Source organism: Providencia sp. PROV119 (assembly GCF_028482435.1).
GTDB classification, from domain to species: domain Bacteria; phylum Pseudomonadota; class Gammaproteobacteria; order Enterobacterales; family Enterobacteriaceae; genus Providencia; species Providencia stuartii.
The window spans coordinates 61,882-81,771 of record NZ_JAMPQL010000026.1 but is presented as its reverse complement, the minus strand read 5'-3'; the positions used below and the strand labels follow the sequence as shown (position 1 = coordinate 81,771).

General features: G+C 42.3%; 15 protein-coding genes and 1 pseudogene. All 16 read right to left on the bottom strand.

Going from position 1 to position 19,890, the window contains the following annotated elements:
* Positions 1-2: 2 nt before the first annotated feature.
* The 16 genes and pseudogenes from vasI to PSF11_RS18310 all read right to left on the bottom strand — a co-directional run bounded on the left by vasI (position 3) and on the right by PSF11_RS18310 (position 19,869).
* A pseudogene (vasI, locus tag PSF11_RS18385) lies at positions 3-647 on the bottom strand (type VI secretion system-associated protein VasI).
* Positions 644-1,441 carry a hypothetical protein gene (locus tag PSF11_RS18380; protein ID WP_004926317.1) on the bottom strand — a complete coding sequence of 266 codons (798 nt, stop codon included), beginning with the start codon at positions 1,439-1,441 and terminating at the stop codon, positions 644-646. The pseudogene vasI and the gene PSF11_RS18380 overlap by 4 nt, the downstream one beginning before the upstream one ends.
* Positions 1,438-4,053 (bottom strand): type VI secretion system ATPase TssH, encoded by a 2,616-nt coding sequence (tssH, locus tag PSF11_RS18375; RefSeq protein WP_014657061.1) that lies wholly within the window; start codon positions 4,051-4,053, stop codon positions 1,438-1,440. Before tssH ends, PSF11_RS18380 begins: the two co-directional genes overlap by 4 nt.
* A gap of 8 nt (positions 4,054-4,061) precedes the next feature.
* Positions 4,062-4,817 (bottom strand): type IVB secretion system protein IcmH/DotU, encoded by a 756-nt coding sequence (icmH, locus tag PSF11_RS18370; RefSeq protein ID WP_272682855.1) that lies wholly within the window; start codon positions 4,815-4,817, stop codon positions 4,062-4,064.
* Positions 4,810-6,168, bottom strand: coding sequence for a type VI secretion system baseplate subunit TssK (gene tssK / locus PSF11_RS18365; RefSeq protein ID WP_036942310.1), 1,359 nt, complete (start codon positions 6,166-6,168; stop codon positions 4,810-4,812). Before tssK ends, icmH begins: the two co-directional genes overlap by 8 nt.
* 1 nt (position 6,169) lies before the next feature.
* Positions 6,170-6,724 (bottom strand): type VI secretion system lipoprotein TssJ, encoded by a 555-nt coding sequence (tssJ, locus tag PSF11_RS18360; protein ID WP_004926310.1) that lies wholly within the window; start codon positions 6,722-6,724, stop codon positions 6,170-6,172.
* Between the two features lies 1 nt (position 6,725).
* Positions 6,726-7,997, bottom strand: coding sequence for a type VI secretion system-associated FHA domain protein TagH (gene tagH / locus PSF11_RS18355; protein ID WP_014657065.1), 1,272 nt, complete (start codon positions 7,995-7,997; stop codon positions 6,726-6,728).
* 5 nt (positions 7,998-8,002) lie between these two features.
* Positions 8,003-9,040 (bottom strand): type VI secretion system baseplate subunit TssG, encoded by a 1,038-nt coding sequence (gene tssG / locus PSF11_RS18350; protein ID WP_040132661.1) that lies wholly within the window; start codon positions 9,038-9,040, stop codon positions 8,003-8,005.
* Positions 9,004-10,785, bottom strand: coding sequence for a type VI secretion system baseplate subunit TssF (gene tssF, locus PSF11_RS18345; protein ID WP_004926305.1), 1,782 nt, complete (start codon positions 10,783-10,785; stop codon positions 9,004-9,006). Before tssF ends, tssG begins: the two co-directional genes overlap by 37 nt.
* Position 10,786: 1 nt before the next feature.
* Positions 10,787-11,224, bottom strand: coding sequence for a type VI secretion system baseplate subunit TssE (tssE, locus tag PSF11_RS18340; RefSeq protein WP_004926302.1), 438 nt, complete (start codon positions 11,222-11,224; stop codon positions 10,787-10,789).
* 4 nt (positions 11,225-11,228) lie between these two features.
* Complete coding sequence (tssC, locus tag PSF11_RS18335; protein WP_014657067.1) at positions 11,229-12,707, bottom strand: type VI secretion system contractile sheath large subunit; 1,479 nt, start codon at positions 12,705-12,707, stop codon at positions 11,229-11,231.
* A gap of 20 nt (positions 12,708-12,727) precedes the next feature.
* Complete coding sequence (tssB, locus tag PSF11_RS18330) at positions 12,728-13,225, bottom strand: type VI secretion system contractile sheath small subunit (RefSeq protein ID WP_004926301.1); 498 nt, start codon at positions 13,223-13,225, stop codon at positions 12,728-12,730.
* Between the two features lie 1,139 nt (positions 13,226-14,364).
* Positions 14,365-16,674 (bottom strand): glycoside hydrolase family 15 protein, encoded by a 2,310-nt coding sequence (locus PSF11_RS18325; RefSeq protein ID WP_104873076.1) that lies wholly within the window; start codon positions 16,672-16,674, stop codon positions 14,365-14,367.
* Complete coding sequence (zwf, locus tag PSF11_RS18320; RefSeq protein ID WP_072502617.1) at positions 16,671-18,113, bottom strand: glucose-6-phosphate dehydrogenase; 1,443 nt, start codon at positions 18,111-18,113, stop codon at positions 16,671-16,673. The genes PSF11_RS18325 and zwf overlap by 4 nt, the downstream gene beginning before the upstream one ends.
* Complete coding sequence (gene gnd, locus PSF11_RS18315) at positions 18,110-19,162, bottom strand: phosphogluconate dehydrogenase (NAD(+)-dependent, decarboxylating) (protein WP_004926293.1); 1,053 nt, start codon at positions 19,160-19,162, stop codon at positions 18,110-18,112. The genes zwf and gnd overlap by 4 nt, the downstream gene beginning before the upstream one ends.
* On the bottom strand, positions 19,159-19,869 hold the full coding sequence (locus PSF11_RS18310; protein WP_004926291.1) for an ROK family protein: 711 nt from the start codon (positions 19,867-19,869) through the stop codon (positions 19,159-19,161). The genes gnd and PSF11_RS18310 overlap by 4 nt, the downstream gene beginning before the upstream one ends.
* Between the last annotated feature and the right edge of the window lie 21 nt (positions 19,870-19,890).

The following is a 19,890-nucleotide window of genomic DNA, read 5'->3' as shown; positions in this document are numbered from 1 at the left end:
GCTTACCAGTGACAGGCCGTTCTTAGCGGTTTGATATCAGTTGAAATACCTGAAATATTGAAAGTTAGCCGGTCATTGTTTGCTAATTTCAACGTCAGTGTTTCACCGTTTAATAAACGTTTAATTTCATCAATGCCGGGAATGCCACGACTCGACTCCAATACATAACCGTTTTCACGAAGAAACCAATCGGCAGTGAATTGCGTTTTGTCTGTCGTTAACATCACACTTCCCGCCTCCTGTTGGCGAGGGAGGGCAACCTGCAATCAAGTAATATTGTCGATACAACTGATCATCATGACTGGGCGAGGCGGCGCAAAACCAATCGCAGGGATAGTCATAATAACTGGGTAATTTCCTGTTTCAGGAAGGGTGACTAAAAACCCCGCGCTATTATCTTCTCGTTGCATTTCATGCTCCATTGCCTGGCGCCATGCTTTACCCATTTGACTCGGGTCAAAAGGTGTCTGTGCAGGTGAGTCGGCCATGATTTGGTCATAGCATGCAAGACGGATCAGTTGAGACGACTCAAGGCGGCACTCTGAAAGCGCCTGAGCCAGTGCTTGCGGATTTGTTTTTTCCGCTGAGGCAGTGGTGACGACGAATAAAGAGGTCATCAACCACAATGTAAGCGGTGAAATATTCATCTCATGCACCCGTATTTTTTCAATTTGTATATTAGGGACCGTTTCGATAAATTCAGACTCGTTGCCATCGTATCTAAATCACCATTAACCTGTTGTTGTCGGTCTTTTAAAATTTGTTCTTCGTAACGTTCAGTTGCCACGGTTAAGTCATCAATCTCTCTAAAATCAGAGAAATGGTGACTCGCAACAGGTGGAGCTGATGTCGTTAACATATTCACAGCTGCCTGTAGTTGCCGTTCACGATCTTGTTGTAGTGAATTAAGGTATTGCAGGTGAGAAATCTTCTGCTGAGTCAAAGATAATTCGAGGAGACTTTTCAACTGATGGTGAAATAACGCACAATAAATAGGGAAAATTCCTTGCTCATAACTCTCCGTATTGAGTGATTTCCCAAACAAAATAATAGCTCCGCAAATTTTATGACGTAAATCTGTTAATGGGAGGCTATACAGCCCTGTACCTATTGGTAATTCAGCCACAAATTGGCGAAACCTATTATCATTGATGTGAATTCCTTGATTCAGGTTCTCCCATAGGACACTTTCACCCCTTGATATCAACTGAATCAAAGGGTGGTCAGCATCGCTGATCTCGACATCCAAATGCCCTTGTTCTACTTCATTTGATTGCTTAATACTCCAACTCTGTAAGCAATTTTCAGGTCGGTTGATTAATGACACAATCAGTGCGCTAAATGGACTGCGTGTAAAGCTAAACGTTAAAAATTGGCTCGCTAACACATCCAAATTAGTGCATTCAAGTAAGGCTAAGGCATTTTTCAGTCGTGATTTCATAGTTCAGCATTCACCGTCGCAACGAACTCATCGTTCTGTGTTGATAATTGAATGTGATTAATGTCTTCATTTTTTGCGCTGTGCTGTAGTAGCAGTAGCGATAACGGTGGTAACAGTGCGCCATCGATGATGGATTCTAATATCCGCGCACCATTCTCCGCACGAGAAGCACGACGTAAGATCTCTGTAGGTACACTGTCATCGACCACAACTTCCGCACCAAAACGCTGTTCAAGTAACGAAGTCAGACGAGCTAACTTGCCACCGACAATTTGCTGAAGGATCTCTTGAGATAATGGTAAATAAGGAACCACTTCCATACGTGCCAGCAGTGCAGGTTTGAAAAATGCGGTTAATTCCGGATAAAGCGCATCTTGCAACTCATCAGGCTTATCTGCATAGGCAGTAATGATTTGGTCGCCTAGATTAGACGTTAGGAAGAAAGCGACATTTTTGCAGTCAATAATTCGCCCTTCCCCATCGGCTAATTCACCTTTATCAAAGGCTTGATAGAATAGATTCAGAACATCAGGATGGGCTTTTTCAACTTCATCCAATAAAACAACAGAATAAGGCTTTTGGCGGATCGCTTCTGTCAGTACGCCGCCTTCACCATAACCAACATAACCTGGAGGTGAACCGATCAGCCGTGAAACTGTATGTTTCTCTTGGAACTCTGACATATTGATTGTCGTTAAATATTGCGTTCCACCAAACATCAGTTGTGCTATTTGAATAACCGTTTCTGTTTTACCGACACCACTTGGCCCCGCCAATAAAAATGCACCTAACGGTCGACCTGGGCGTCGTAAGTCAGCGCGAGCAGTTAACAAATGCTTATGTAAGCACTCAATCGCTAATGATTGCCCTTTGATTGTTTGTTCTAAATAAACGGGTAACTCCGTTACCACTGATAGAGCATCTTGCGATAAACGATTTAAAGGTACCCCCGTCCATTCAGCAATAACGGCAGCAATTTGTTTTTTATCGACATGTGGCGAGACTAATAAATGCTGTTCATGTAGCTCATTCAATTGCTCATTTAATTGTTTAAGCTGCTCTTTTAATACCAAACTGTCGTTAGTTGGAAGCTCTTCACTTTGGTCGCTGTCCAGTAGCTGCGCTCTTAATGCAATAATTTGAGAAACAATCTCTTGCTGGGTTTCCCACGCGGTTTGTAGCTCCTCAACCTGAGCATTGATAGTTTCAGCCTGTTCAGCTAGTGCACTCAGACGCGAACTATGGTCATTAAGCCCCAATTGTTGTTCACGTTGTAGCACATCCGTTTCCATACCAATCTGATGAAGTTCCGTTTTCAGCAACGAGAGCTTTTTCGGCGGTGAAGATAAGTTGATAGCCGCACGAGCCCCCGCCGTATCAAGTACATCAATCGCTTTATCTGGGAGTTGGCGACCTGATAGGTAGCGCTCACTTAACTCAGCACTCGCACGCAATGCTTCATCATCAATAAAGACCTTATGCGCTTTTTCATAAATAGAGCGTAGGCCACGCATGATGATGACTGCTTCTGCCGCCGTTGGCTCTTTAACTTGAACAAGTTGGAAACGGCGCGCAAGGGCAGCATCTTTTTCGAAATACTTTTTGTATTCACTCCATGTTGTCGCCGCGATAGTACGTAATTCACCGCGAGCCAAGGCGGGTTTTAATAGGTTGGAGACATCCAATCCACCTTGTTGGTTACCCGCACCAATTAAGGTATGTGCTTCATCAATAAACAAAATGATAGGATGAGGTGATTGACTCACTTCCTGCATAATGCCTTTGAAGCGTTTTTCAAATTCACCTTTGACCGCAGCACCCGCTTGTAAAGCACCAAGGTCTAAAGTAAGTAATTCACACCCACGTAATTTTTCAGGAATTTCACCTGCAATAATACGCAATGCCAATCCTTCGATTAGGGCGCTTTTACCTACCCCCGGCTCTCCCACAACCACGGGGTTGTTTTTACGGCGACGACACAAAATATCGATCATTAAATCAATTTCATGATCACGACATAAAACAGGGTCTAATTGGTTATCACGCGCTTGCTGAGTCATATTTTGCGTGAACTTCGCCAGTAAAGAGTCCGCAGGACGACTCTCTCCAGATTGTTTTTCTGCTTCAGTCAGTGGTGCTTCAGCCGAACCCGCAGTCCAACTATCAAAATTCAGTCGCAGTTGTTCACGATTTACTTGTGATAATAAGTCAGCAACTGGTTTTGACAGATAACGTAATGGCATCTGCAAAAGGGTTAAAAACAGAGTACCAGAGCGTAATTCACTGTGGTTATATTCTGTCGAGGCTAATAACCAACTGTCTTTCATCCATTCAATCAATAACGGAGAAAAACTCGGATAGCTTTGAGTAATCGCATGATGTGGCGGAATTTGTACTTCTAACAATTCAACAAGTGCGACTAAATCCAGATCCGCTTTATGGCTAATTAAGCGAATATCCGTCAATGGTGTTTCGACCAGTTGTTGCAAAAATTGCGATACCGTAATTTCAGGCTGCTGATGGCTCACACAATAAGCCGCAGCACTTTCTAACGCATGCTTCGCGATAGGGTGAAGACGGTTAACGAGTGTCGAAAGATCAATTTGAATCATAGTGCATCCTAGCCGAATAAAGTATTAAGCTGTTCCACGATACTGAGTGTTTGATGATTCAGTCGGGATGAATAAATGCTGTAAATAATTGCCGCTAAGATAACGGCGCCAAGAATGACGTAGCGAACACCAAAGCGCCGGCCTAAACGGTAGCGATGGTGTTTATTACCCCCTTCATCAAAAAGGATAACGGGTTTTGCTTCGCCTCTAAGTTGCTGAATCTGTTTCTGTAACCGTCTGAGTAAATGGTTAAATTCATCACTATGCCCTGTTGTCACTTTGTAGCGACCACGATAGCCAAGGCACAAACACAAATAGATAAATTCCAGCAAATCGAGATAGCGTTTAGGCTCACCGAGTAACCGCTCAATTAATACAAAAACCTTTTCACCACCCCAAGATTCATTATGGAAGTGTACTAATAACGACTGTTTAACCCAGCCGTTGTCTTGGTTCCAACCTAATCCCAATGCTGTTTCATCAATAAAGGTGCATAGAACATAGCGAAATGAAACAATAGCCCCAGGTTCATAACCTTGGGTTTGTAGTTGTTGCTCTATTGAGGTGATATCGGTCACCACCTGCTGATATAACTTTTCCGAAAGAGGGGTTTCTGACATCGCTTTCATTCTGAGAACCATCCCAAGCAATGGCGTCGCAGCATCAATCATTGGATTGATGCTATTCCCCCGCAAAGGCAACTGATAATTTTTTTGCAAGTTGCCCTGTTCGGCATAGTCATTAAGGAAAGCTGCATTAGTCATTGTCTATTCCGCCTCTTACCGCCCAAAGTTGAATATCAAGCTCAGGGAAATTGCCAGAAACGTGGAATGCCATATTGGAGTGCTGCTTAATTTCCTGCCAAACATCGCCACTTCTATCTAATTCGAAGTAGTTATAACCAGAGTGATAAGGTAATTGACGTGGTGCCGTTGATAATGGAATCAATTTCACACCTGGGATCTGCACGCTGACCACTTTACGAATATTGCTCACTGAAGAGATCTTCGATTGTTGTGGGAACAGTTGACGTAACTGTTCTTGTGGCATATTCGCTTTGACCGCAATAATAAATTCTGCTTTTTGCAGTAACTGCTTATCATGGATCGTCGCAACACGAATACCGTGCTCTTGCGTATCTAATGGAATTGGAATTGCGCGAGGTGTTAACACCACACTCAGTGCTTCCCTAATATCTTTGATGAGTGGGATATAGCTTTCAGATAAATTGAAATGTTTATATTTAGCCACAGAATCAGGTAAACGAGAGGTATTAGTGAACGTTTGTAATTCACCACACAATTCGAGCAAATCTCTAAACAGTTTTTCCGGATGAATAACCGGCTCTTGCGCATAATGCGAATACAATGGATAGGTACGATTTAATACCTGCAACATCATAAATTCTGCTACATCCGCGACACCTTGTTGCCCTGGGGAGCCAATACGTAACGCAATTTGTTTACCACGCTCATATAAAGCACCATGAATTTCATTCAGGAACTCATTTAGCATTGGTGAGATACGCACATTCAAACATGTCGGAATAAAGTCATTCTCAAGTGTTAAGCTGCCATCAGCACCACGTTCCCTAATTTTACAAATAGGCAAAGTGACATAAGCATCCATCTCTTTGGAGCCTTGCTTCAGAATCGGTCTTAATTTGGCCACATTGATCGTACTGACATCCCCACCTTCCGTATGCAGGTCGCGAACATCTTCCATACTGTCGCTATAACGTGATAACAAGCGGTTACCACTATGTTCAGTCGACACTTCATTGACCGTGCTATTCACTAAGGGAAATGCAAGGTAAACGATATTGTTATCACCATCACTAATATTTTTAATATCAATAGGTTGAGGAAGAATATCTTGATGAGGCATAGAAAAGATCGTGCCGTCAGGCATCACACCTGAAGCTTCCTTGATACCAATACGACCTAAGCTATACAATTCATCACTCAGAATTAACGAACTGAGCCCCCAAAAATGAGAAATATAGCTCTTCAGTATGCTTTCAGTAATATAGTCTTGATGACGCTGTTGCTGCTGAAAATGCTGAGGCTTAATAAATAAACCTTCACGCCAAATCACTCTATTTTTTGTCGACATATTAGTCATCTTCCTCTTGTCTAAATTCGATTTCATTTCCTCTGATATGAGCTAGGAGGAAGTAATGGCGTCCTTTTCCACGTGCCTTAACAATTTTTTTCCATTCCGCGTTATCAGGGTCTGAGTAGTAACCAATGACCCCGATATAACGATTGTCTGGATATAGCTCAATGTCAGGTAGCGGCTTGTATTGCCCAGGTAAAATGGTGTAGTCCTGATGGTCGATATAGTTTTTTTTCAGTACCTTTTCGAGATCCCCATCTTTCTCTTCAATCTGGTCAAAATCGAGCGCAGCAAACAATGAATCTTCATTCATGTAGACAATCTGTAGATTCAGTGGCGTTGCTTCACCATCCTGATTTGGGTTGATGTTGGGCTCAGCCAAGATAGTCAACGATATCGTTGATGGCCTATCTTGTGGCGGCCCGATAGGAATCGAAGGGTCTAATATGACTTGACCTATTTTGGATACAGCTTCCAATGGCTTAGTACATCCACTAAGCGCCATCATTGAAAAGAGTAAAAATAGGTATCCTAGTAAGGTTTTCGCACGCATATTATGCTTCCTCAAGCCCTTTTCTTAAGGCTCTGTCATAGGCATGGGTATAGACTTCATAGAACAACTTTTCAAAACCTTGCTGGCGAGAAGATGACAGCTCTTTATAGTAGTTGGTGTACATTTCCCATGCCCAAGCATCGTTTGTCGAAGAGTTATCTGAAGCACGGCGATAGTGCGCGAAACGATTTAAAAGGTGTTCAGGAGAGAAAGCAGCCAACATCGTTGAAAGTGCCGTCGAAATAGCTTCTTGGTTTGCTCGATAATGCAACTGAATGTTATGCAAACTTTCTGCTACCGCTGAAGGGGCTGATAAATGAACGGGACTACGTTCGTCCGTAAACATCAACTTCATTGTTTCTTCATAACTGCTGTTTAAACGCAATGGGTTATCTTCAATTGGTCTAAGTTGCTTATCTTGCAGGCTTTCTTGCTGTTGCTGTAATGCCAATAAACCTTCGATGGCGGAGCGAATAGTCTTCCCTAGCTCCACTAGAAAATCGTTCGCTTGTTGTGAAGTTTGTAAATTTAAATGAATACCAAGCCCTTGCATTAAAGGGTTTACAGCCACATGCTCAATGTCTGTGATAGTGTCATCAAGTGTTGGTGTGATTTTTGGTAAATCCATAAATTCCTGAACCATGGTATTCCCTTGATTATCTGAAAATGGGGAGGTGACTGAGTGCGTTAAGTGTGCTTCATTCATTAATAATGGGTCTGAAGCTTGCTTATTTTTCTGAGAAATTAAGCTAAGACTCTCATTTTCTAAGGCTTGAAGCGGATCATACGTTAGGGACCCTTGAACGGTCGGAGCAAGCTCATACTCCTCTTGCTCATAAGATTGAGTCGGTGTGGTATTAAATAGAGAATCTAATGGATTACTATCGCTAGAAACCAGTGATTGAGGGGTGACAGCCATTAAGTCTTCTGCTGGTTGTCCAGTAAGATTCACATTAACAGACAATTTAAGCTGACCAATTTTGATCTGGTCACCATGAGCAAGCCGTACCGCATCAAGATGAAGAGGTACAATCGCATTATTGACATAAACTGATTCTGTATTGGTCTTAATGCAAAAGTGCTTATCCTTCCAAAGAATAGTGCATTGCACTGGTGCCACGGAATTTTGGTTATCTTGAATCTGCCACTGGCACTGTGCACTACTGCCTATTTGCCCGCCATCTTGTGAAAATGTCATACTCGAAACATAACCGCTTTCGAGTAATTCACTATTAATCAGGCGAAATGAAATTGTCGGTAAATACTTATCCATGCGATTTATTCCAGTACAGTAATGGTGACATTAGGTTGTTTCTCAGGTTTACCTAAAAAGCTTTGCCACCCTAATTGATTGTGTTGTTTCTGGCCTAAACGGATCCCTTCAGCTTGTTTTTCAGCAATATTGAGCCGTAAGTCCCATGCCAACTGCTCATGGAAGATGTAAGAGACAAAAGCGACAAGAGGTAAAAAATTAGCTCCATTAGGCAGAAAGGACATATAACGCTCGAGTGATAATTCACTGATTTCGACGGTACATTTGCCATTACAATCATAGATATGCCCGCCCAAACTAAAGTTATCGCCCAATAACATACGGGGCTGCGATTTCTTCCCAGCCTGATGAGAAATCACACCTAACCGATTTTGTTGATTTTCAGGAATAGGTACTTTACGAGTTTCCCAACCGATAACTTCAACGTGTTCGAGATCGAAACAGTGGGCAATTAAACTACTGATAACATCGGGAGAACGGCTTGGACTCGCTAAAAGCCCAGCGTAGGCCAACATCTTACTGTGATTGATATGAACTCTTTCTCTGTTGACTTCATTCCCTAAGCCAACCAACGAAAACATATAGCGAGAAAATGAATCAACTCCCTCATTTTCAAAGCAAATGTAGTAACGGTATTTACGCCAAATACGATGTAAAAGCGTGACTAAACGGTGATTAAAAAGGTTCAAATAATCTGTCACGCTAGGTTGTTGTTGGGCATCTTCCCAAGCAAAATCATCCAGATAATAGCTCGGTAACGGAGACTGACTACCGTGTAACCCCAAGAAGGAGACTTCAAGCTCAAACTGCCCGTTTTGATTCTTTTTGACCGAGATGACATCTCTCGTAGGAAAAGCAATATTTGCACAGGACTTAAAACGAATTATTTCATCCGTTGTTTCCTGCGTGGTTGTGCTTTTACCTTGTAACTTATTAAGTAGTTCAACAAGTTGATAAAAACTATATTCAGTAACAGAATTGCCAGCTTCATCTAGCCAGCGCGCTATCACTTCAGTATTTGCTGATTGATTTGTGCTGGCCACCGGTAGGTTTCCTTATTATCAATATTGATTACTTCCAGCTCATGAAACATATTCACGCTGGTATACAAAGCAAAAAATTGAGCAATAACTGTACAAAATAAGTACAAGCTACCCTCACTTAAAAAAGCACTTTGACGAACCGTTAATGTCGTTTTTAATCCTCTTACTGGTAACCCACGATAAAGATGCTCAATATGCTCTGTGTTTAAGCTAATGAGAGAATCTAAGCACTGCTGAGATTGCCTTGCTGTTTGACGATTAAAAACAGACGGTAAATCATAGAGTTGAAGAATCTGCTTCAACGAGGTTAGATTCAAAAGTGATTGATAATTTAACGAAAGATTCGTTAATTCAGACCAATACAATGTTTGACCCAACAATGGGTATAATGGCGCTGTTGGCTTAAACAAGTTTGTGGCAGATAAAGCACCTTCCGGTCGATAGGCTTTATCAAGTGAAATCGAATGGGTTGAAAGCCTTGAAGCAACATTCCTATTTGTGCAATTTAATGACACAGAAACGGTTTCTTCACAGTTTTGTAGTTTTGTTTCATTGTCACGCACAAAGGAGAGCGTATGCCGATAGCCTACCGCCTCTCTCATCTGATTGATTTTTAGCCTGTAATAGCCATGATTTTTATCTTTCAGGTTATGGCTTTGGTGATGAAAGCTTTCAAATGCGGTGTAATTGACGGCATAAGGAGAGGCATTTTGTGGATACCTTAACCCTTGTACTTGGTTAATCGAAAAAATGTCATAACAAAGTGGTGTTCGGTAACTGGCGCTCAAGATGTAGTCATCATTTTTACCTGTAAGGTCAATAGCTTCACTGTCAATAGTGAACAAATTGGCAATAGGTACACAATTCAGTTTGATGCTGTCATCTCGGATCACCACCGCGTCAGGGATCTCCGTTTCAAACACAATCTCTAATGTGAAGGAATCTGTATTCAGTGCTAAAGGTAGGTCTTCAAGGCCTTTAATATCCATAAACATAAAGGCTTCAGGAAAACAGAAGTACTCTTGCAAGATACGATACCCATCGTAGCTATTTTTTGGGTACGGCAATAAAGCATCTTCTTTTTTGAAACCCACTGGCAATGCTGCAAAATTATCTAAAGGCAACCGATGATGTTCGGTGACAAGCGTCACTTGCTTAATGCGATGGCTCAACAAATAAAATAATTGATGTGTCGTATAGGTTGCGCCATTCAAATGGATACGCAACTTATCTAAGCCAATTTCTGCTAATACGCGGGGTTTATCGAGTTTGAAATCAATCTCAATGGACTTGGTTCGTTGGCGTACATGTGAAATTTTTGCAGGTAATAACCAAAGGTCTCTACATTGGCTAAATCGGCATTGGTGCAGGCTATCTGCATTTGGGGTTTCGCCTTGAACATACAAAGGCTTAGCTACAAAAGGTTGGCCCGCGGCTATTTTGCTTGCATAGCTGAGTGTCTGAGCATCTGTTTGATACTCAACAATAGTCATGCTGGGAAAAGGACGAGCATAAGCAGGCCACAGCATATTGACTAGGCTGCTCGTTAATTCAGAGAATTGCCTATCAAGCTGTTCACGAAGATTTCCTGAAAGATAGGCTAACCCATCCATCAAGCGTGCACCATCAGGATCCTGAATCTTATTGGATAATAAATCAACAAGATGAGGCTTTTCTATCGCTATATGACTGGCAAGCTCTTTTAAGTACTCTTGTTCATTCGCAAAATACGGGTTTGAAGACATATTAGAATTGTTTCAACTGATATCGCCGGTTGTTATCGAGCTGCATATTAAATTCAATGAGCTGCCGCTGGCTGTCGAGATCGATAAAAGCGGTGATGCTGAACTGGAGCAACAAGGCATCTGCATCATTTTCGATAAATGTCACTCGGACATTACTGATCCGAGGTTCGAAGTCTTGAATGCAGGTTGTAATAGAATGTTCTAGGCTCCGCCTAAAATCTGTTGCTGCTTGTGTTGCATCATTTAAATCAGGTACTCCTAGGCTAGCCGAACTTTGACAAGCATCTGGTCGACTGTTTAGGATTTGATTTAAATTGTTCTTAATTGATCTCACTAAGGCATCCATTCGAGCATGATGGGAAGAGCCGGAGCTCTTCCCTTGGATGCGTTCAAATAAGCTGGCAGTCTCTGAAGAATCCCAGTTATAGTTAGCAGCCATTGCCTTACTCTTTGTCTAGGCGACCAACAAGTGACAATTCAAAGTTAGCACCCATGTATTTGAAATGAGGGCGGACTTGAATCGCAACTTGATACCAACCTGGATCCCCTTCGACATCGAGAACTTGGATCTGTGCTGAACGTAATGGACGTTTGCTACGTACATCAGCCGGTGGGTTTTCCTGATCAGCAATGTATTGCTTCAACCAAATGTTCAGTTCACGTTCCAAATCTTGACGTTCTTTCCATGAACCGATTTGTTCACGCTGTAACACTTTAATGTAGTGTGCTAAGCGGTTGATAATGAACATGTAAGGAAGCTGAGTTCCCAATTTATAATTGGTTTCGGCAATTTTACCTTCATGAGTATTTGGGAAAGTTTTAGGTTTCTGAACTGAGTTCGCAGAGAAAAACGCGGCATTGTCGCTGCCTTTACGCATCGTCAATGTAATAAAGCCTTCTTCTGCCAATTCAAATTCACGGCGATCAGTAACTAAAACCTCAGTTGGAATTTTAGCTTGTAATTCGCCCATTGCTTCAAACACGTGTACAGGAAGATCGCTAACTGTACCACCACTTTGTGGGCCAATAATATTTGGGCACCAACGGTACTTAGCAAAACTGTCATTGATACAGCTTGCTAATAAAAATGCCGTATTTCCCCAAAGGTAATGGTCATGATCCTGCTTAACATTTTCAGTATAGTTAAACAACTTAACCGGGTTTTCTGTTGGTGAATATGGCAGACGCAGCAAGAAGCGAGGTGCTGTTAAACCAAGATAACGGGAATCTTCTGCTTCACGCAATGAACGCCACTTAGTATGTGCAGGGCCTTCAAAGACAGACTTAATATCTTTGATCGCAGGTAATTCCGCATAGCTGTTAATACCAAAGAAATTAGGTGAAACGGAAGAAAGGAATGGTGCATGCGCCATAGCGCCTACAGCACTCACATACTGCATTAATTTCAAATCAGGCGTGGTGTTATTGAAAGCATAGTTACCGACTACAGCGGCTACTGGCTCACCACCAAACTGGCCATAACCGGATGAGTAAACGTGCTGATAGAAGCCTGATTGTACGATTTCAGGAGAGAATTCAAAATCTTCCAATAACTCTTCTTTCGTTGCATGAAGAATATTAATTTTGATGTTTTCTCTAAAATCGGTGCGGTCAACTAACAGTTTCAGTGAACGCCATGAAGACTCAAGCTCTTGGAACTTTGGTGCATGAAGAATTTGGTCAACTTGTGTACTCAGCTTGTTATCTAACTCAACAAGCATTTTATCAATCAATAGCTTATTGATTTGCTCTTCTTCATTTTGGCTAGCAAAAAGATTGCTAATAAATGCAGCAACACCTTGTTTGGCAATACCATAAGCTTCTGACTCAGGAGACATACGAGATTGAGCCATAATCTCATCTAACAATGAAACATTGGATGAGGAAACTTGTTGTTCCTGCGTTTCGCTATTTAATGACATGAAATAATCCTCTATAAACATTATTTTTGGCTAGCAATATCAAGTTCTTTCAGCAACTGTTCGCGAGTCTCTTCATTATCTAGAAGCTCTTGCAGACGTTTTCTAAAAGCAGGAATATTGCCAAGAGGACCTTTCAAAGCGACTAATGCCTCTCTAAGTTCAAGTAATTTTTTCAATTCTGGAACTTGGCGAGCAACATTGTCGGGAGAAAAATCTTGAAGGGATTTAATATCTAAATTCACATTAAGATCAGAATCACTTTTCTCATCAAGTGTATTTTCCACATTGATATTTAAGCTTATTCCAGCACTTTCCATGACTGAATTAAAGTTATTCTGGTTAATGGAAATAGCTTTACGCTCTTCAATCGGAGTTTCCTCCGTTCGACCAATCATGTCTCCCACGATTAGCATATTAAGCGGCAATTCTATTTCAGATTTAGCTCCACCATCATTAGGTGTATATTTGATATTAATCCTTTCTTTTGGTGCAACACTACCGAGATCTTTTTTACTCATTATAAGTTAAGCTCCCTTATTAGCTTAAAATCTTAAACCTGCTTACATGATTAAAAATTGCTCAAAATTATAATGAATAATAAATTCAGAGCATAGAAGTCCTAACGAGTACAGAATACCCATTAAGAGAGTTAACTTGTCCCGGTGGTCAAAAATATAGGTGTATAATTATTTATACTGATTATTTTGGCTTTTATCGGGATATAATATATAAATTTTGTTTATGGTCAATAGCAAAACTCACCTTAAGGAAAATGTTTTTTGCAATCATATGTTACAGAGCAGCAAAAAAAGCATAAAAGTCAATTAATTAACTAACTCTCCTTAACGTTAAAAAAAGATAAAACAGGCGTAATTTAATAAAAAATTAATTTTTTTTAGAACATTGGTTAATGACTATATAATAGTAAAACATTATAACTTTTTACGAGTTAACAAGGAAAAAATCATTATTTAACAAGCAATTAATGTGGAGGTACGTATTTAATAATAAAACAATAAAAGTAGCGATATCCAGCATTAACTTATTCTCAACATTCAAATATGCTGAGTAAATATAATTTGCTCATAAAAACAAAATAATAATCTAGATTAAACTTATTTTAAACAAAACGATAAAAAAATTAAAAATAAGAAAAATCCAATTAAGAACCATATTATTAATAATAAATAAGACTAATCTCAGAAATAAACAGCGATAAATAGTTAACCCTGTTTATAGTTGGTCTGATTAATTTCTACAATATAAAACAAAATTTTTTATAAGGTTAACAAAATATTTAACCAAAATAATAAAAAAAATAATTAACCGCAGTTAGAGTATAATCTCAACAGCTAAATTTTATAACGTGATAAGTGATTAGGCTTAGTCAAGAGTGAAGTGTTTATAAGTATAAATGGTGTTGATTAGATAATTTTCTTGTCGTTCTTATTAACAGCCTATTAAAACCTAGAATAAATAATTTATATATATAATTATTCCATAAATTAGTCACTATTACCTATAAACAATAGTTTTTTAATTTGCCCTTTGAGAAGGTAACGCTGACCTATATTTTAGGTGCAGTACGATTTTATATTCAAAAAAACGAGCACCATAAAGTGCTCGATTGATATTTAGTTTAATTAATGGAGTAGTACTACACCTCTATCTCAACTTGCCAGTCACGTCCTTCCCAGCCCTTAGCATCAAACCTACGCGTAAATTGTAGTGTTTTTCCTGCCAATGCGCTGACATCTAACGCAACACCATATAACCCTAAACCGAGAGGTTGGCTACTCTGCTCCTTGATATCCTGCCAATTGTCATAACCATAATGCAAAACAAATGGCTCTTGTGCTTCAATCCATAACTGGCGATTGGCGGGTATCGCACCACAAGATAAATTATCACGCCAATGTCGTGCGCGTGGTGCTGGAGGTTTATTGCCATAACGCTCACTCACCGATTTTAGTTGCTCAATAGGCACACCCGTCTTTTGCACATAGATTAACTTGATAAGCTCCGCATGAGCCCAAATCAGTGGCATCGCACTACCGCTTGGCCTACCCGTTAATAGCCCCCTCTCAGGTATACTCTCCTTATCCCAAATTTGCTCCGGCAACATACCACCTGTACTTGCTGAAGCCAAAATGGCATTTAAATAAGGCTTAATATCCTCTTTACGGGCGGCGGCATAGTGCCCTCGCTCCCCACTGAGTAACGGCCAAAGACGACCTACACCACTACCATCAAAAGCACGCCCATCCTCATGCTCGCCATATCCATCCTCGTTATAACGATAATAATATGGCCCCGCGGGTAAATTGACACACAGTTGCTCATCAACAAGTTTAGTCGTCTCTTCAATCCGCTTATCTGATGCCTTACGTAAACCTAAGCGAACAAGATAGAGATATTCCATCCCCAATAACGCACGCGTATTGATGGTTTCATTGTTCCGGTTGCGCAACATCACCTCACCAAAACGTGCAGAATGGCAATTTGGATTCAAGCGGATGTAATGCCCAGAGATACCAAGCTCTTTATCTAACTCCGTGTTAGCCACATACACCCATGATTCTAACCGCTCATTCCAATCATCCGCTAAGTCAAGCGCATACTGCTTATCTCCATCCTCAAGGAAGCCCGCTTTGGCGCCAGCCACCAATGCTGCTATCGAAACCGACAGCGTAAATGGGTTGATCCCTGAATTCTCCTCCCAGCGGTCTTGTGGGCTGGCTGGGCCATATTGCGCAATAAAGGCTAACGCTTTGCGCGCCATGCGGATTGCCGCACCTTGCATTTCCCCCAGTAAGCCCTGTTCATGCAATTTCGCTGCAAATAAAACAGGCAATGCCACTTCATCTAATTGGATCCCCTGCCAATAAGGCCGACCATCGGTGAAATTGTTTTGCATCCAATGACCATCTGGCTGTTGAATAGCAATCAAGTAAGCCAGTAAAGCTCGAACCTCAGTGATCAAACCACACGCCAACATGGCAAAACCGACTTCAACGGAGTCACGAGGCCAAACAAGGTGATATCCTCCCGGATCCTTATGAGTATCTCCCCATGGCGTACTTAAACTTGCCACCAGCGAGCCGGGGAATGTTCTACCTTCATGGGTTTTCAAGACCACAACCGAAGTGCGAACAGCATCCGATAACGTTTTAGGCAGCTTATCTAACCCAGGGAAATTCACCGTTTCATTCCATGCCGCCCACAAATAAGCATACTGGCGCCTTGCTTCTTGGTAGCCCTCTGCTAGGGCGCTATTAGCTAAGGTTGCAGCACCTTGCGCACTGGCAGAAAATGCTAACGCCAATACGCCTGAGTTATGATTTAACTCGCCTATCATCGCGATATTACCTGGCCCAGCCTGCTGGTATTCCCAACTCATACCACCGTTTTGACTAAAATCCTGCCAACCATCTGAGCTACCAACATACCCCACACTGCCTCTTGCAAAGCCATTTTCAGCAGACAAGATCAGATATTGCCCGTTCTTCTGAGCCGCTAGCCCTTGAGACGTCACCGAACCATAATTATTGTCACCATCGCCGCCGAGATGTGGTGCTAATAGCGGATATAATCGCAGCCCTTCACCTTCAAGATGATAATGGATCAGCAAGACATCGCGCGCAGGATCAGTGATAATCTCTAATTCAAGGCGATAACGCTCATGTTGATGCACGATTTTTGGCAGTGGTAAGGAGGATGACGGCGTAGTGATACTGTATTGGTGGACACGCTTTACCTCTGACCAAAAGTCATCCCCAGCAATAATAAAACCTAAATCACGAATTTGTGGTGTACTGCAAGAAGGCCAATACACCTCATTTAAGATGCCATAACCTACGGTAAACCATACTCGTCCTTGACCGATTGCCGTTCCCACCATGTCTTTTGCACTACTTGTCCACGTCGCAGTGCTTCCCGGGGCGCCCGGGGCTTGCTGTGCTATCATTCGCGACCCTCCTGTTCAAACAGTGAACGCCATTGATGACCGGGGCGCATGATCCGAGATTGCGTATCTGGCCCTTCCGTTCCCGCCTTATACAGGTCAGGCATTCCCTTCTGCCACGCTTTTAGCGCAGGGTCGATGACCCGCCATGCCCATTCGACTTCATCAAAGCGGAGGAAATGCGCACGCTCACCATGCAGTGCATCAATTAAAAGTTGCTCGTAAGCCGAAACTTCATACTGCCCCGGTAAGGTATAAGGCGCGCTGAGCACGATGCCATGCGTATTTAAATTCATCCCTGGCAACTTCGCCGTCATATGCATATCCATCCCCATCGTTGGGGATAATCTAAAGACGAGCCAATTATTATCGACCTGAATATCCCCCGGTAATGCACCGGCCGGAGCTTTAAATTGCACAGCGATTTCAGCGTAATTATTGGCTAACCGTTTACCACTTCGTAAATAGAAAGGCACACCTTTCCAGCGCCAGTTATCTATCTCTATTCGCAATGCGGCAAACGTTTCTGTGTTGGTATCGACAGGGATACCTGGCTCGTTGCAGTAATCCGTCGCAGTTTCGCCATTCACTTGCCCTGCACAATACTGCCCACGAACGGCCCAGTCATTGGCATCCATATCATCTGTTGGTCGAATGGATTTCAACACTTCCACTTTATGATCACGTAGAATCTCACCATCCCAGCGCCCTAATGGCTCAATTGCCGTTAATGTCAGCAATTGCATAAGATGGTTTTGCAGCATGTCACGCATCGCACCAGAGTGGTCGTAATAGACAGCTCGGTTTTCTACACCTAATGTTTCTGCATAAGTAATTTGCACCTGCTCAATATGCTCAGCATTCCAAACCGGGGCGAGGACGCGGTTAGCAAAACGGAAAATCATCAAGTTTTGTGTTGCCTCTTTTCCTAAGAAATGATCAATACGGTAAACTTGTGATTCATCCCAATAAGCATGTACTTGCCCGCGCAATACCTCTGCCGATTCAAGATCAGTACCAAACGGTTTTTCAATTAAAATACGTCGCCAATTATCACCACTTTCTTTAGATAGCCCCGCTTCGCCTATCGCCTGCGCCGCTTGCCCAAATAAAGTTGGTGGTAAGGCTAAATAAAAGAGTGCAGATGGCGTTAGTTTACTTTCCAACGCCTTCAAATCATTCGCTTCTAATGAGCCACTGACGAAATCCAAATGTTCGCTAAACGCTTTCCATTCTGTTTCATTAAAATCAGTAATAAACTCCGCCAATGCATCATGGATATGTTGCAAAAACGAGTCATGATCCCATTTATCAATCGAATACCCGGTAATGTTCAAATCAGGGATCAGTCCTAATCGATGTAAACGAAATAGAGAAGGCATCAATAGACGTTTAGTTAAATCGCCGCTTGCCCCCAAGATCACCAAAGAGAAACGACTCATTTCGCCCCTCCTTGATCCTCAGTTTTTTCTTTATGGCCACCAAAAGCATGGCGCATGGCAGACTGAACTCGGTCTGCAAACAGGTCATTGCCACGAGAGGTGAAACGTGAGTAAAGTGCACTCGTTAATACTGGTGCCGGCACGCCGAGGTCGATCGCCGCCGTCGAGGTCCAGCGGCCTTCCCCAGAATCTGAAACACGACCTGCATAATTTTCCAGATCAGGGGATTGATGCATCTCTTGTGCGATCAGATCGAGTAACCACGATCCCACCACGCTCCCACGACGCCATAATTCACTGATCTCACCAACAGGCAATTGATATTGATAATACTCTGGATGTTCAAGTGGTGCGGTTTCTGCATCTGCTGCCACTGGGTGCAACCCTTGATCCGCATGTTTTAGAATATTCAGCCCTTCCGCATAAGCCGCCATTAAGCCGTATTCGATGCCATTATGGACCATCTTCACAAAATGGCCTGCTCCACTTGGCCCACAGTGCAGATATCCTTGCTCTGCTGGTGAAGGTTCACCATGGTTACCTTCCGTACGTGGCGCTGCATCGACTCCGGGTGCTAATGCACGAAAAACAGGTTCTAAATATTGGTAATGCTCTTTTGGACCACCAATCATCTGACAATAACCACGCTCTTCACCCCATACGCCACCGCTGACTCCCACATCCATATAGTTAATTCCATCGGCTTTCAGTGCATTGGCGCGGCGAATATCTTCTGTAAAGTGGGAGTTACCGCCATCGATCAGCGTGTCACCCTTCTCCAATAAGGGTTTGAGCTGAGCAATCACAGTATCCACGACCGCTGCGGGCAACATTAACCAAATATGCCGTGGTGCTTTCATGTTCTTCACTAATTCTTCCAATGAATGGTTGAAGATAACACTGTCAGGTAGCTGCTGGCGGATAGCCGAATTTTGGTCATAAACAACGCACGAGATGCCTGCTTGTTGGATGCGACGAACCATTGCTGCACCCATTCTGCCAAGCCCTATAAAACCGAGTTGAAGTTGATTGTTAGATGATTGATTCATAAGTTATTTCCCCAAATTCTGATTCCACCAAGAAAAGCTTTGTCATTATCTCCACGCCGTACATGTTCCGGTAACGTCGTAAACTGATGCACATTCCCGCCACCGATAACAATGTAGTCCGGCATAAATGCTTGATAAAAGAGGTCTACCACCGTCAGTACACTCTGCCGCCACACGGCATCACCTTCGGATTCACGATAATGTTCACTGACATAGTATTCATAGTCATGTTCAAGGTATGGCAGGTGCGCGACTTCCATTGGCTGTAGCTGCTGATTAACAATCAATGCGCTTCCCAATCCAGTTCCAAGCCCTAAAAACAACATACTGCCACCTTCATAGCTACCGACGGCTTGCATTGCAGCATCATTAATTAGGCGAATAGGGCAAGGGAACGCATCGGCTAAATCAAAGTTGACCCAACCACTGGCTAAATTAACGGGTTCCTTAAGGATGCGATTTCCAGAGATAGGAGATGGAAAGCCAATACTGACGCCATCGAACAGAGAGGTATCAACGCATTGATTCACATCATGAATAAATTGTTCTGGTGTCATGGTGTGCCCAGAAACGAATTCAATGGCAGGGGTGTTGGGGGCGGTATATAGCTTGACATGAGTACCACCAACATCAATGACTAAAATTCGCTTTGTTGTGGGAACATCCGAAATTGTAATAACACAAGATGTTTTACTCGTTAAAGACATAGAAAGTTTTCTCCGCTTTGC